Source organism: Kribbella alba (assembly GCF_039529635.1).
GTDB classification, from domain to species: Bacteria; Actinomycetota; Actinomycetes; order Propionibacteriales; family Kribbellaceae; genus Kribbella; species Kribbella alba.
This window is the reverse complement of record NZ_BAAANE010000004.1, coordinates 436,147-449,799: the sequence shown is the minus strand read 5'-3', so window position 1 is coordinate 449,799 and position 13,653 is coordinate 436,147. Positions and strand designations below refer to the sequence as shown.

Sequence of the window (13,653 nt, the reverse complement as noted above, 5' to 3'; positions counted from 1 at the left end):
GAGCCACAGCGCTGGGCGCTCCAGCCAGGAGCTGATACTGCTTCATGCCAGACGTTTCGAGCTACCACGGCATCGACATCGTCGGAGACGGCGGCGAGCTCAGCCAGAGGTACCGCCCGGCCGGAATCCCTTGCAGCGCGACGGAAATTCGGTGTCGACGGATCGACTCGCGCTGCTACCATCGGCAAACGTTGGTCCCACGTGTGCCGAGCGAGAAGGAGAACGAGATGCGCCGGGTGTCGGTCTACGCCATCTCTCCTGATCGCTTCGACGCACCCGCGAGGACCTTTGAAGACCCTGACGATGGGCATTTTGGCGCATGTCGACGCCGGTAAGACCAGCCTGACCGAACGCCTGCTGCATGCGGCAGGGGTGATCGACCACGTGGGCAGCGTGGACGACGGCAGTACTCGCACCGACTCGATGGACCTCGAGCGGCGCCGCGGGATCACCATCCGCTCGGCCGTGGTCTCCTTCGAGCTCGGCGACCTGACCGTGAACCTGATCGATACCCCCGGCCACTCCGACTTCATCGCCGAGGTCGAACGAGCCCTGTCGGTGCTGGACGGCGCCGTACTGGTGATCTCGGCGGTCGAGGGCGTCCAGGTGCAGACCCGCCTGCTGATGCGCACGCTGAACCGGCTGCGCATCCCGACGTTGTTGTTCGTGAACAAGATCGACCGAATGGGCGCCCGGTACGACGACCTGCTCGCCGACATCGGGCGGCTGCTCACACCGGCAGCGGCGCCTATGGGGTCCGTCGCCGGCCTCGGCACTCGCGAAGCGAGCTATGAGCCGTTCCCCCTACGGGACAAGGTGCTCGGCGAACTCCTTGCCGACCGCAACGATACCTTCCTGGCCGGCTATCTCGAGGACAGCCTCACAGCCGACGACTACCGGCGTGAGCTCGCCGACCAGGTCAGCCGATCGGTCGTCCACCCGGTGTACTTCGGTTCGGCGATGACGGGCGAAGGCGTCGCCGCACTGATCGAGGGCATCCGCACCTGGCTCCCCAGAACCCCAGAGCGCGTCGAAGAACCATTACAGGGCAGGGTTTTCAAGGTCGAGCGCAGTTCTACAGGCGAGAGAACCGCCTCCGCGCGTCTGTTCGCCGGCACCCTGCAAGCCAGGCAGTACTACGACCTGCACCGGGCGGGCGTGGTCACGCCGATCAAGCCTGCGTCGATCGGCGTCTTCGACCGAGGCGGCACGATCCGCGTCGACCAAGCAGAGGCGGGCCGGATCGTCCAACTCAGCGGCCTCAAGGACATCAGTATCGGCGACGAACTCGGCAGTCCCTCGGGCAAGGACGGCCACCTGTTCTCGCCACCAACTCTGGAGACCCTGGTCCGCTCCAAGGACTCCCGCCTGTACGTCGCCCTGCAACAACTCGCCGAGCAGGATCCCCTGATCCAGCTACGCCTGGACAGCCACGCCGGCGACCTGACAGTCCGCCTGTACGGCGAGGTCCAGAAGGAGGTGATCGCCTCCCTGCTCGAATCCGAGTACAACCTCCCCGTCGAGTTCGCCGAAACCCGGCCCGTCCACATCGAACGCCCCACTGGCACCGGAACTGCCCAACGGGAGATCGGTGACCCTGACAACCCCTGGGCGGCGGCCGTCGGGTTCCGCGTCTCGCCGGGCAAGATCGGAAGCGGCATCGACTACCGGCTGGAGGTCGAACTCGGAGGTTTGCCCCGCGCTTTCCACACCGCAATCGAGGAGACTGCTCGACTCTCCCTGCAGCAAGGTCTTCACGGCTGGGAGGTGGTGGACTGCCGTGTGGACCTCATCCACACCGGCTACATCGCTCCGGCGACAGTGGCCGCGGATTTCCGTCGGCTGGTTCCGCTGGTCCTCATGCAAGCCCTGCTGGATACAGGGACGAGAGTGCACGAGCCGGTCAACGAGTTCGAGCTGGAGCTGCCGGCCGGCTCAGTGTCCCCTGTCCTGACCAAGTTGGCGGAGGCCACTGCGACAGTCGTCGAGGCCGTCGTCGGGCCGCAACAGGCTCGCCTCACCGGGCTCATCCCGGCGGGTCGGCTGCGCCCTTTCGAGACCCAGCTCCCCGGCCTGACCCACGGCGAAGGGGTCTTGCTCGCCGCCTTCGAAGGCTTCCACCCGGTCCCCGGCGTCCCGCCGTACCGCCGACGCACCGACGGCAACCCCCTGAACCCAAAGGAGTACCTCACCCACCTGAACAACCAGTGACCACGTAGGCTGGGTCGGTCATGGCCGCTACCCCTGCACCCAACCTGGTCAATCTGGAAGCCGTCTCCAAGGGCTTCGGAACCCGCACCCTGCTCGACGGGGTCAGTCTCGGCGTCGGCCGGGGTGAACGCATCGGCGTAGTGGGGCGCAACGGCGACGGTAAGTCGACGTTGCTCCGCTTGCTCGCCCGTCGGGAGGAAGCCGATGCCGGGCGGGTGACGCTCAACCGCGACCTGCGGCTCGGGTATCTCGGCCAGAGCGACGACCTCGATCCGAACCTCACCGTCGCGCACGCCGTGCTCGGCGATGTCGAGACCTACACCTGGGCGGCTGATCCGCGCGCACGGTCGGTGATGGAGCATCTGCTCGGCGGCGTCGATCACGAGGCAATGGTCGGCACGCTGAGTGGTGGTGAGCGGCGCCGGGTCTCGCTGGCGAAGCTGCTGCTCACCGAAGTCGATCTGCTGATCCTCGACGAGCCGACGAACCACCTCGACATCGAGGCGGTGAACTGGCTCGCCGCCCACGTGGTGGATCGCGCCGGCGCGCTGGTCGTGGTGACCCACGACCGGTGGTTCCTCGACGCCGTCTGCACCAACACCTGGGAGGTCCAGGGCGGCCGGGTCAACTCGTACGAGGGTGGCTACGCGGCGTACGTGCTGGCGAAGGCGGAGCGGTCGCGCAATGAGCAGGTGGTCGAGGGCAAGCGGCAGAACCTGATGAAGAAGGAGCTCGCCTGGCTGCGCCGGGGAGCTCCGGCCCGGACCGCGAAGCCGAAGTTCCGGATCGACGCGGCGAACGCGCTGATCGAGAACGAACCGGCGCCCCGCGACAAGCTCGCGCTCGCGCAGTTGGCGACCTCGCGGCTGGGCAAGGACGTGTTCGACGCCGAGGACGTCAGCCTCAAGTTCGGCAACCGGGTGATGCTGAACCACGTCACCTTCCGGCTCGGGCCGGCCGATCGGATCGGCCTGCTCGGCCCGAACGGTGCGGGCAAGACCACCTTCCTCAAGGTGCTCACCGGTCTGCTGGAGCCCGACTCCGGCAAGGTCAAGCAAGGCAAGACGGTCCGGATCGCGAATCTCTCGCAGACGCTGGAGGATCTCGACGGCTCGGTGACGGTGCTCACGCACATCACGGACATCCGTCGTACCGCGGCCCTGGCCGGCCGGGGTGGCGAGATGACGTCGTCGCAACTGCTGGAGCGGTTCGGGTTCACCGGCGACAAGCTGACCACGCGGATCAGCGACCTGTCCGGTGGTGAGCGGCGGCGGCTGCAACTGCTGCGGATCCTGCTGGACGAGCCGAACGTGCTGATCCTCGACGAGCCGACCAACGACCTGGACGTCGAGACCCTCACGGTGCTCGAGGACTTCCTGGACAACTGGCCGGGCGTGGTCGTGGTCGTCACCCACGACCGGTACTTCCTGGAGCGGGTCAGCGACATGGTCTACGCGATCATGGGCGACGGCCAGGTCCGGCACCTGCCGCGCGGAGTCGACCAATACCTGGACGAACTCGAAACCGGTACTGCGCCGCGCCGCGTCGTGTCCGAACCCGTTGTCGAGGCGACGACTGCGCCTGCCCAGGACGCGGAACCAGTCGTGGATGCCGCGGCCGCGAGAGCGGCGAAGAAGGAGTTGAACCGGATCGAGCGGCAGCTGGCGAAGCTGACGGAATCCGAGGCGAAACTGCACGACCAGTTGGCCGCGAACGCGAGCAACTACGAGCGGCTGGCCGAGCTCGACATCGAACTGCGCAAGCTGGCCGAAGAACGCGGTGAGCTGGAAACCGCGTGGTTCGAAGCGGCCGAACGGGCCGAATAACCACGCATTCCTGCGAATGTCATGAGTTGCGACGTACCCTCCCATCCCCTGTGATCGGGAGGGTACGTCGCCACTACCGGGTGAGCGGGCCCCGTGCCGGCCGTTGTTGTTCGGGCCCCGAGCCCCGGACACCATCGACCCGCTTCGGCGGACCACCTCTTGCCGCCGAAGTCACCAGAGATGAACGATTTGTAGTCGATTGGACACCGACAGTGAGGACCTTAGTTGGACGGGTGACTCAGTGTCGATAGTCGGCGGCTACAGCAATCTCTCGATCTCGTTGCAACTAGCAACGATCGGCGACCACATTAAGTGACGCGCCGTCTTTTCGGATTATTCCGGCACAATTCCGACCGGTCTACTGAAATCTCTTTCAGTGTTTTTCGACGTCGAACGGGCCGACCAGTTCCCGCAGTACGCGGGCGATCTTGGCCTGGTCCCGTTCGCTGATCGAGCCGAGCAGGTTCCGCTCGTGCGCGAGCAGGTCGGCCATCGCCGCGTCCACCGAGTCGCGGCCCGAATCGGTGAGCTGGACGAGCACTCCGCGCCGGTCCGCCGGATCGGGCAGCCGCTCGACCAGACCGCGGGCCGCGAGCCGGTCCACCCGGTTCGTCATCGTGCCGGACGTCACCAGCGTCTCCTTGAGCAACCGCCCGGGGGAGAGTTGGTACGGCGCGCCCGCGCGGCGCAGTGCGGCGAGCACGTCGAACTCCCAGGACTCGAGCCCGTGCGTCTCGAACGCCTGGCTGCGGGCGCGGTCCAGGTGCCGCGCCAGCCGGCTGACCCGCGACAGCACCTCCATCGGTGCCACGTCGAGATCGGGCCGCTCCCGGCGCCAGGCCTCGATCAGCCGGTCGACCTCGTCTCTCATACGGTGAGACTATGTCATCAAGACTCTTGACATCAAGACAACTCCGGGGCGTAGAGTATCTCGACGTCAAGATATCCAGCTCGAAGGGCCTGCCGCGATGCGAACCTCCCCCGTCTGGAACCCCGAGCAATACGGCAAGTACGCCGATGAGCGCGGGCGTCCGTTCGCCGATCTGGTCGACCGGGTCTTCGCCGACCAGCCGGCGACAGTGGTCGATCTGGGCTGCGGCCCGGGCAATCTGACCGCGACCTTGCTCGATCGCTGGCCGTCGGCCACCGTGCGGGGTGTCGACAGCTCGGCCGAGATGATCGAGGCCGCCCAGCCGCTGACCTCGGACCGGCTGACCTTCGAGGTCGGCGACCTTCGCGAGTGGACCGCGCCGCCGGGGTCGGTCGACGTGATCGTCACGAATGCCACGCTGCAATGGATTCCGGAGCAGCTCGACCTGCTGCCGGGGTTCGTGCGGGCGCTCCGCCCGGGCGGTTGGCTCGCGATCCAGATCCCCGGCAACGGCGATGCCCCGTCGCACGCAATCCTTCGCGAACTCGCCGCCACGCCGCCGTACGCCGAGTTCGCCGCGGGCAAGTCGCTCCGCGCGGACGTGCCGGGGCCCGCGGAGTACGTCGACGCGCTCAGCGCTGAAGGGTGTTCCGTCGACGCCTGGGAGACGACGTACAACCACCTCCTGTCGGGCGACAACGCAGTACTGGAGTGGGTGAAGGGGACCGGTGCGCGGCCGGTGTTGCAGGCGTTGCCGGACGACCTGCGGGCAACCTTTGAGAAGGAGTACGGCGCTCGGTTGGCGGAGGCTTATCCGCAACGCTCGTACGGCACGTTGCTTCCGTTCCGCCGGATCTTCGCAGTCGCCCACCTACTCGCTCGCTAGGGCGCCTGCGGGGGCGACCTTGGCGGCCCGGCGGGCGGGCAGGACCGAGGCGAGCAGACCCGCGACGGCCGCGACCAGCGCGATCGTGACGAGCATGCCGACCGGCAGGGCGTATTGAACACTCCCGTCCGCGGTCTGGCCGGCCATCAAAGCGGTCGTCCCGGTCCAGCCGTAGATCAAGCCGAGTGCGATACCGAGTCCGGCCGCGACAAGGGCCATGAGCAACGACTCGATCGCCAGCATGCCCCGCAGTTGTCGCCGGGTCAGGCCCATCGCCCGGAGCAGCGCGTTCTCACGAGTCCGCTCCAGCACCGACAGGCTCAACGTATTGCCGACGCCGACCAGCGCTATCAGCACCGAGACCCCGAGCAGGCCGATGCCTACGATCAGCAGGACGTCGAAGATCTGCGTGTACGAACTGCGCTCGGCCAGGCCACCTCCGACGGACAGGTCCTTGACCGTCGGCAGCGACCCCTTGACGGCATCGATCACGGTCGGCCCGTCCGCCTTCGGATCGGACGCGAGCCAGTACCCGGTGATCGCGGCGCCCGGGGCGAGGATCTGAAGGTCGGCCTGACTGATGGTGATCGGATCCAGACCGGTGGCCACGAACGCCTTCATCGTCACCTTGTTCTTGCCGGCCACCAGCGTGAGGTCGGAGCCGTCACTCAGCTCGAGCATGTTCATGGTGTTGTTGTCGAGCAGCGCAGTCCCCGGCTTGAGCTTGTTGACCAGGTCCGCGTTGTGCACGACGGGCGGCGCCGCGGCCGGGTCGATCCCGGTGACGTTCAGCTCCTGCGAACCGGTCTTCACCGAGATGGTTCGGACCGGAACGACCTGCGTGATGCCCTTGATGTCGTGCAGCTGCTTCTCGCCTGTGGCCGGCATCTTCTCGTTGTAGGCGGCAACCATTACGTCGACTGGGTACTGATCATCCATCGTGACGTCGAACGTCTTGCGCACAGAGGCGATCCCGACACAGGTCAAACTGATCAGAGTGACCCCGATCAGCAGCGCCGAAGTGGTCGCGGCAGTCCGCTTCGGATTCCGTACTGCGTTGCCCACGGCGATCCGCGCAGGAACCCCTCCGCCCCGCGCAGGCAGTGCCCCGAGCAGCTTGATCAAGGCGGGCACCAGCAGTGAACCGACCGCCAGGATGCCCAGGAACGACACCACGCCGCCCGCGACACCGATCAGCACCTGCCTCGACTGTGTGCTTGCCGCCAGCAACAGACCCCCACCGGCAAGCAACAGGAAGCCCAGTACGAGCCGCAGTACGCCGGCCTTGGACGCGGCGGCAGGCGCGACCTCCGGCCGAAGCGCAGCAAGCGGAGCGACCTTCGTTGCCCGCCGAGCCGGTACTACGGCCGCCAGGATCGTGGCGATCGTGCCTAGCAGCAGGGGGAGGGCAACCGAGGCAAGGTCGAGGTGCAGGTCGATCGCCGGAATGCCCCAGTCGAACTCGCGGGTCAGCGCGAGTGCGAGCGCCGACAAGGCGACGCCGAAGACCACGCCGACGGCAGAGGCGACCACGCCGACGACGGTCGCCTCTGCGAGCACCGAGGAGAACACCTGGCGTCGGGAGGCGCCGACGCAGCGCAGCAACGCCATCTCGCGGGTGCGCTGGGCGATCACGATGGTGAAGGTGTTGCCGATCACCAGGCACGCGACGAACAGGGCGATGACCGCGAACATGCCGAACACCCCACCGAGCACGTCGATGCCGTGGGTGTAGTTCTCCACCTCGTGCTTGATCCAGCCTTCGCCGGTGTAGACCTTCAGGCCGTTGCCGGCGAGACCGGTCACGGCAGTGGCCAGCGCTTGCTGGGTGACACCCGGCCCGGCCGCGATCTCGACGCGGCTGACGTACGCCTCCGGATCGAACAGGTGCACGGTCTGGGCGGTTGCCACCGCGTTCGACGGTCCGACCGAACCCGTGTCGTCCAGCGTGCCGACCACGGTGACGGTCCAGCTCTTGTCGTTGGAGTCGCTGAGCCGCAACTTCGAGCCAAGCGCGACCTTGTACTTCTCGGCGAGCTTCGCCGGCAGCGCGAGCTCGAGCGAGCTGTCCGGGAGCCGTCCCGTGCCGGCGACCGGGCCGGCGATCCTCGACGTGTCATACCGGGCGTCGACGCCGAGATAGTCCGGCCGGAACTTACCCGGCCAGGTGATCTGCAGGTACGAGGTGGTGAGACTGACCGCCGAGGCGACCTGCGGAAGCTTCCGGACGGCGGCGAGATCGGTCGGCTGGATGAACCCCTGGTCAGGGGTGATGACCGCGTCGACACCGGCGTACTGCTTGCCGATGGTCTCGTCGATGCCGTGCGAGGCCGAGGCGTGCGCGGTCATCGCCAGGGTGCCGAAGCCGACGCCGAGCACGATCGCCAGACAAGCGGCGACCAGGCGGCCCAGGTGGGCGCGCAGGGAGGAGAGGATCGAGCGTCGCACGGTCAGGCCCCCAGCTGTCGCAGCGCGCCGAGGACGGACTCCGGTGTCGGGTCCAGCAGCTCGCCGGCAAGTTTGCCGTCGGCAAGCATCACCACGCGGTCGGCGTACGACGCGGCCAGCGGGTCGTGCGTCACCATCACGACGGTCTGGCCGAACTCGCGGACCGAGCGGCGCAGGAACCCCAGCACCTCGGCGCCGGAGCGTGAGTCCAGGTTGCCGGTCGGCTCGTCCGCGAAGACCACCTCGGGACGCCCGACCAATGCGCGTGCCACGGCGACCCGCTGCTGCTGACCACCCGACAGTTCGGACGGCCGGTGGGTCAACCGGTCGGCCAGACCGAGCACCTCGATCAAGGTGGACATCCACTGCTGGTCCGGCTTGCGACCACCGAGCTCGAGCGGGAGCAGGATGTTGTCCTTCGCCGACAGCATCGGCAACAAGTTGAACGACTGGAAGACGAAGCCGATCCGGTCCCGGCGGATCCGGGTCAGCTCGGCGTCCGGCAGGTGGGTCAGCTCGGTCTCGCCGAGCAGCACCTGACCGCCGGTCGGGGTGTCCAGACCGGCCAGACAGTGCATCAAGGTCGACTTGCCGGAACCCGACGGGCCCATGATCGCGGTGAACCGCCCGACCCCGAAGTCGACGGACACCCCGTCGAGCGCGGCGACCGCGGTATCACCTTGGCCGTACACCTTGCGAAGTTCGTGCGCGCGGATCGCAGTACGGTCGGCGGTGTCCTGCGGCAAGCGGCCGAGCGGAAGCTCGCCGGTCTGGATGGTCATCGTTCTCCTAGAAGCAGTCGGGGGCGAGCCGTCCTCGCCCACGCTCCTAGAAGTTAGTGATCCGCAGCGGCGTTTCCGTCGGACCACGGACTGCACTCGTCGTACGACCTGGGTCGTACGACGAGGTCAGTGGTTCGGCTTGACCAGGCCGGTCTCGTAGCCGAGAACCACCAGGGCGACGCGATCCCGGAGGCCGGTCTTCGCCAGGATGCGGCCGATGTGGGTCTTGACCGTTGCCTCGGACAACGTGAAGAGCCTGGCGATCTCGGTGTTCGACAGCCCGCGGACCACCTCGACGAGCACCTCGCGCTCGCGGGCGGTCAGCTCCGCCAGGTCGGGCCGTTCGCGCTCCTCGTCCGGCAGGGATCCGGCGAAGTGCTCGAGCAGGCGCCGCGTAGTACTGGGGGAGACGACCGCGTCACCCGAGTGGACCTGCCGGATCGCCGACAGCAGATCCGCCGGCGGTGTGTTCTTGAGCAGGAAGCCGGCCGCACCGGCCTTGATCGCGGCGAACGCGTACTCGTCCAGGTCGAACGTGGTCAGCACGATCACCCTAGGGGCCTCAGGCAACGATTGCAGCTGCCTGGTCGCCTCCACGCCGTCCAGCCGCGGCATCCGCACGTCCATCAGCACGACGTCGCTGGCGGTCACCTGGAGCTTCTCCAGCGCCTCGCCGCCGTCACCCGCCTGACCGACCACCCGCATGTCGGGCTGGGAGTCCACCAGCATGGTGAACCCGGCGCGGACGAGTTCCTGGTCATCCACAAGGAACACGCGGATCACGTCGTCGGTCACTGATCTCCTCCAGGGGGCAGGTTGTACGGGAGCCTGGCGACCACTTCGTACCCGCCGCCCGCCTTCGGTCCGGCGTTGACGGTACCGCCGGAGATCGAGGCGCGCTGCCGCATCCCGACCAGGCCGTGACCAGGATCGCTGCTCGGCACGACGGCGGCGCCACGGCCGTCGTCGGTGACCACCACGGTCAGCATCTCGCGCCCGAAGTCCAACTGCACGGAGGTCCGCGCCCCCGGCCCGGCGTGTTTCAGCGTGTTGGTCAGACCTTCCTGCACGATCCTGTACGCCGTCAGTCCCAGCAGCGCGGGCAGATCCCGCGGTTGGCCGGTCACCTGGTAGTCCACGGACAGGCCGGCCTGGCGGACGTTCTCGATCAGCTCGGGGAGTGAGGAGACGCCGGGCTGCGGGCGCGGCTGGTTCGGATCCAGCTCAGGCTGCGCGTCCTGCTTGAGCAGACCGAGCATCTTGCGCATCTCGTTGAGCGAGGCGCGGCCGGTGTCCCCGATGGTGGCAAGTGCCTTCTTCGCCTGCTCGGGGGACGCATCCGCGGCGTACAAGCCGCCGTCGGCCTGGACGATCATGATGGACAGGCCGTGCGCGACCACGTCGTGGATCTCCCGCGCGATCCGGGTCCGCTCGTTCGACACGGCCAGCTTGGCCTCGCGATCCCGGTCCCGTTCGAGTTGTGCCGCGCGCTCTTCCAGCTGAGCGACGTACAGGCCTCTGGTCCTGCGGCGCTCGCCGATCGCCCAGACGCCGAAGACCAAGGCCCCGAGGGCCACCATCATGGTGATCTGCTGACGCCAGTCGTTGTTGCTGTAGTACCTGGCGGTTGCCATCAGTACGCCGAGGCCGCCGACGCCGAGGGCGATCCGGCTGTAGCGGACCTCGCCGTACACGGAGATCGCGTAGAGGGCGACGAGCAGGCCGACGTCCCCGGCCATCAGGGGAATCCCGGCGAGCCACTGCAGGACGGCGATCGCGGAGACCCCGAAGAAGACCAGCTCGGGGTGGGTGCGGCGCCAGATCAGCGGACCCAGCATCGCGAGCCCGAGTATGCCGCTGAAGTGTTGCTGCGCCAGGGAGAAGAAGCCGAAGAAGAGCGTCAACCCGCCGGCCAGCAGCAGGTCGAACGCCTTGCTGCGGGCCGACACGCGCCGCGGCGTCAGGATCCCCGTCATGCCGGTCAGGGTACGGGGATCAGCCCGGCCAGAAATCATGCCACGGGCGGATGTCGCTGTCCTACTTGTGGGGGCGGGTGGACAGCGTGGGCTTGGCCTCGAGGCCGGACAGGCCGTTCCAGGCCAGGTTGACGAGGTGGGCTGCCACGTCAGGCTTCTTCGGCCGCCGGACGTCGAGCCACCACTGACCTGTCAGCGCGACCATGCCGACCAGCATCTGCGCGTACATCGGGGCGAATTTCGGGTCCAGCCCGCGGCGCTTGAACTCCTCGGCCAGGATGTGCTCGACCCGGGTGCCGACGTCGCTGAGGATCGAGATGAACGACCCGCTGGACGAACCGACCGGCGAGTCCCGGACCAGGATGCGGAATCCGTCGGACGAGTTCTCGATGTAGTCGAGCAGCGCCAGTGCGGCCTGCTCCACCAACTCGTGAGCACGACCCGCGGTCAGAGAAGCCGTCACCGTGTCGAGCAGGCTGCGCACCTCGCGGTCCACCACCACGGCGTACAGGCCCTCCTTGCCGCCGAAGTGTTCGTAGACGACCGGCTTGGAGACCTCGGCACGAGCCGCGATCTCCTCCACCGAGGTCGCCTCGAAGCCCTTCTGGGCGAACAGGCCACGAGCGATCGTGATGAGTTGCTCGCGACGCTCCGCACTGGTCATCCGGATCCGGGTGGACCGCCGCGGTTTGGGTTCCGTCACGTCGAGATCACGTCAACATCATGCCGTACAAGGGTCGCACGAGGTGGGAGATTTACGGTGCCCTCAGGCTGCCGCTCGGTCGGCGGCGGTCACCCGCCGCGCTTCGAGGCGTTCCTTGACGGGCCACCGAACATCGGAGACCCAGCCCAGCTTCTCGAAGAACCACAGGCAGCGGGCGGACGTGTCCACTTGGCCCTTCAGTACGCCGTGGCGCGCGCAGGTGGGGTCGGAGTGGTGCAGGTTGTGCCACGACTCGCCCTGGCTGAGGACCGCCAGCCACCAGACGTTGCCCGACTTGTCCCGGCTCTTGAACGGCCGGTCGCCGATCGTGTGGCAGATCGAGTTGATCGACCAGGTGACGTGGTGCAGCAGCGCGATCCGGACCAGCGAGGCCCAGAAGAACGCGGTCAGTGCGCCACTGATCGACCAGGACCAAAGGCCGCCGATGATGGCCGGCGCGACCATGGAGAACAGCACCAGCAGCGGGAACATCCGGGAGACCCGGACGATGTCCTTGTCCTTCAGCAGGTCCGGCGCATACTGCCGCTGCGGGGTCTGCTCGGTGTCGAAAAGCCAGCCGACGTGGGCGTGCATGAACCCCTTGGTCAGCGCGCCGAGGCTGGTGCCGTACTTCCACGGGCTGTGCGGGTCGCCGTCGCGGTCGGAGAACTTGTGGTGCTTGCGGTGGTCGGCGACCCAGCGGACCACCGGCCCCTCGATCGCGAGCGACCCGGCGATCGCCAGCGCGTACTTGAGCGGCCGGTTCGGCTTGAACGACTTGTGCGTGAAGTATCGGTGGAAGCCGATCGAGATGCCGTGCCCGGCGATCGTGTAGAAGACCGCCGCGAGCACGATGTCGTGCCAGCCGAGGAACCCGCCCCAGGCGATCGGGACGGCCGCCAGTACCGCGAGGAACGGGATCCCGATGAACAAGGCCAGCGCCACCTGCTCCCAGGGACGCTTCTGCTCACCTCCGAGCGTGCCCGTGTCGACGTCGAACTCGTCGGCCTGCTGGGCGCGGGTGGGCGCTTCCGGTGCGGCAACGGCGGGTGGGGTCATGGTCGTATTCCCTCTGATGGAGGACGGCTTACCTACGCAACCGTAACCTACGGACCCGTAGGTAAGGAACCCCTCGCGTGTCGGCACCCTCAGCCATGGCAGACTGTTCCGGCGTACACCCCGATCCCCCGTGGGGTAATCGGCAGCCCGCGAGACTTTGAATCTCGAAGATCTGGATCGAAACCAGGCGGGGGAGCAAAGCAAAACCCCAGGTCAGAGCGTTTCTGACCTGGGGTTTTCTTCATGCAGGGCCCGGCTTGCTAACGGATTTGCTACGACGTACTGGCCCGGCCAGGGACTTCAGAAGACGTGGATCGGCCGGAGTTCGATGGTTTCGCCGGGGCCGGCGAAGGTTTGGGCTACGGCGTCGGCGCGTTCCGGGGTGTCGACGTCGATGAGGAAGAAACCGGCCAGGTGTTCCTTCGACTCCGAGTACGGGCCGTCGGTGACGACCGGGCGGCCGGAGTAGCGGTAGAGGCGGGACGTGGCCGGGTCGCCCAGGGCCTCGCCGCCGAGCAGTTCGCCGTTGGCCTGGAGTTCGCTCAAGAGCTTCTCGAAGTCCGAGTTCAGCCGGTCGCGTTCGGCCTTGGGGAGGGCCTGGTGCTCGGCCACGGTGTCGCCGGTCGGGTGACCCCACGGCTGCGGGCTGGAGTGGATCAGTAGGACGTACTTCATCAGAGATCCCTAACGTCGGAGCAGCCGCTGGTCGGCCCTCTCGAAGCTACATCGGGGCCGACCCGCGACTCTCGACATTTCAGCCGTTCAGCAGGTCCTCGAACGGGCCCCAATCAGGTCTGGACCAGGTGTTCGCCGGCCTGCTCCAGGTGGTCTGCTGGCGGCCGGGTTCCTGGGGCCCGAGCAGCCCACCGTAGAAACGGGCCATCTCCGCGG

The 13,653-nt window shown here is 67.4% G+C and carries 12 protein-coding genes; 3 read left to right on the top strand and 9 right to left on the bottom strand.

What is annotated here, in order from left to right:
• The first annotated feature begins 303 nt into the window (after positions 1–303).
• Together ABD210_RS08845 and ABD210_RS08840 are read left to right on the top strand one after the other, a co-directional pair.
• The gene (locus ABD210_RS08845) at positions 304–2,211 is read left to right on the top strand and encodes a GTP-binding protein (protein ID WP_344110482.1); all 1,908 of its coding nucleotides are present in this window, start codon (positions 304–306) and stop codon (positions 2,209–2,211) included.
• Between the two features lie 20 nt (positions 2,212–2,231).
• The gene (locus ABD210_RS08840) at positions 2,232–4,037 is read left to right on the top strand and encodes an ABC-F family ATP-binding cassette domain-containing protein (protein ID WP_344110481.1); all 1,806 of its coding nucleotides are present in this window, start codon (positions 2,232–2,234) and stop codon (positions 4,035–4,037) included.
• A 373-nt stretch (positions 4,038–4,410) separates the two neighbouring features.
• On the opposite strand, the gene ABD210_RS08835 is transcribed toward ABD210_RS08840, so the two are convergent.
• Positions 4,411–4,908, bottom strand: a complete 498-nt coding sequence (locus ABD210_RS08835) for a MarR family winged helix-turn-helix transcriptional regulator (RefSeq protein WP_344110480.1) — start codon at positions 4,906–4,908, stop codon at positions 4,411–4,413.
• Positions 4,909–5,005: 97 nt separating this feature from the next.
• Between ABD210_RS08835 and ABD210_RS08830 the strand changes: the two genes are divergently transcribed.
• The gene (locus ABD210_RS08830) at positions 5,006–5,794 is read left to right on the top strand and encodes a methyltransferase domain-containing protein (protein WP_344110479.1); all 789 of its coding nucleotides are present in this window, start codon (positions 5,006–5,008) and stop codon (positions 5,792–5,794) included.
• On the opposite strand, the gene ABD210_RS08825 is transcribed toward ABD210_RS08830, so the two are convergent.
• From ABD210_RS08825 to ABD210_RS08790, 8 genes are all read right to left on the bottom strand, one after another.
• The gene (locus ABD210_RS08825; RefSeq protein ID WP_344110478.1) at positions 5,780–8,242 is read right to left on the bottom strand and encodes an ABC transporter permease; all 2,463 of its coding nucleotides are present in this window, start codon (positions 8,240–8,242) and stop codon (positions 5,780–5,782) included. The genes ABD210_RS08830 and ABD210_RS08825 overlap by 15 nt on opposite strands.
• Positions 8,243–8,244: 2 nt before the next feature.
• Positions 8,245–9,024, bottom strand: coding sequence for an ABC transporter ATP-binding protein (locus ABD210_RS08820; RefSeq protein WP_344110477.1), 780 nt, complete (start codon positions 9,022–9,024; stop codon positions 8,245–8,247).
• A gap of 126 nt (positions 9,025–9,150) precedes the next feature.
• Positions 9,151–9,819: a response regulator gene (locus tag ABD210_RS08815; protein WP_344110476.1), complete on the bottom strand. Its 669-nt coding sequence runs from the start codon at positions 9,817–9,819 to the stop codon at positions 9,151–9,153.
• Positions 9,816–11,000, bottom strand: coding sequence for a sensor histidine kinase (locus ABD210_RS08810; protein WP_344110475.1), 1,185 nt, complete (start codon positions 10,998–11,000; stop codon positions 9,816–9,818). Before ABD210_RS08810 ends, ABD210_RS08815 begins: the two co-directional genes overlap by 4 nt.
• A gap of 61 nt (positions 11,001–11,061) precedes the next feature.
• The gene (locus ABD210_RS08805) at positions 11,062–11,703 is read right to left on the bottom strand and encodes a TetR/AcrR family transcriptional regulator (RefSeq protein ID WP_344110474.1); all 642 of its coding nucleotides are present in this window, start codon (positions 11,701–11,703) and stop codon (positions 11,062–11,064) included.
• A 63-nt stretch (positions 11,704–11,766) separates the two neighbouring features.
• Entirely contained in the window at positions 11,767–12,762 is a 996-nt protein-coding gene (locus tag ABD210_RS08800) for an acyl-CoA desaturase (RefSeq protein WP_344110473.1), read from the bottom strand.
• Positions 12,763–13,062: 300 nt separating this feature from the next.
• Positions 13,063–13,437, bottom strand: a complete 375-nt coding sequence (locus tag ABD210_RS08795; protein ID WP_344110472.1) for a YciI family protein — start codon at positions 13,435–13,437, stop codon at positions 13,063–13,065.
• Between the two features lie 79 nt (positions 13,438–13,516).
• Entirely contained in the window at positions 13,517–13,645 is a 129-nt protein-coding gene (locus tag ABD210_RS08790) for a hypothetical protein (RefSeq protein ID WP_344110471.1), read from the bottom strand.
• Between the last annotated feature and the right edge of the window lie 8 nt (positions 13,646–13,653).

Coding starts and splice junctions, on each gene's coding strand:
- ABD210_RS08845 (WP_344110482.1), top strand. CDS start 304: ATGGGCATTTTGGCGCATGTCGACGCCGGTAAGACCAGCCTGACCGAA.
- ABD210_RS08840 (WP_344110481.1), top strand. CDS start 2,232: ATGGCCGCTACCCCTGCACCCAACCTGGTCAATCTGGAAGCCGTCTCC.
- ABD210_RS08835 (WP_344110480.1), bottom strand. CDS start 4,908: ATGAGAGACGAGGTCGACCGGCTGATCGAGGCCTGGCGCCGGGAGCGG.
- ABD210_RS08830 (WP_344110479.1), top strand. CDS start 5,006: ATGCGAACCTCCCCCGTCTGGAACCCCGAGCAATACGGCAAGTACGCC.
- ABD210_RS08820 (WP_344110477.1), bottom strand. CDS start 9,024: ATGACCATCCAGACCGGCGAGCTTCCGCTCGGCCGCTTGCCGCAGGAC.
- ABD210_RS08810 (WP_344110475.1), bottom strand. CDS start 11,000: ATGACGGGGATCCTGACGCCGCGGCGCGTGTCGGCCCGCAGCAAGGCG.
- ABD210_RS08800 (WP_344110473.1), bottom strand. CDS start 12,762: ATGACCCCACCCGCCGTTGCCGCACCGGAAGCGCCCACCCGCGCCCAG.
- ABD210_RS08795 (WP_344110472.1), bottom strand. CDS start 13,437: ATGAAGTACGTCCTACTGATCCACTCCAGCCCGCAGCCGTGGGGTCAC.
- ABD210_RS08790 (WP_344110471.1), bottom strand. CDS start 13,645: ATGGCCCGTTTCTACGGTGGGCTGCTCGGGCCCCAGGAACCCGGCCGC.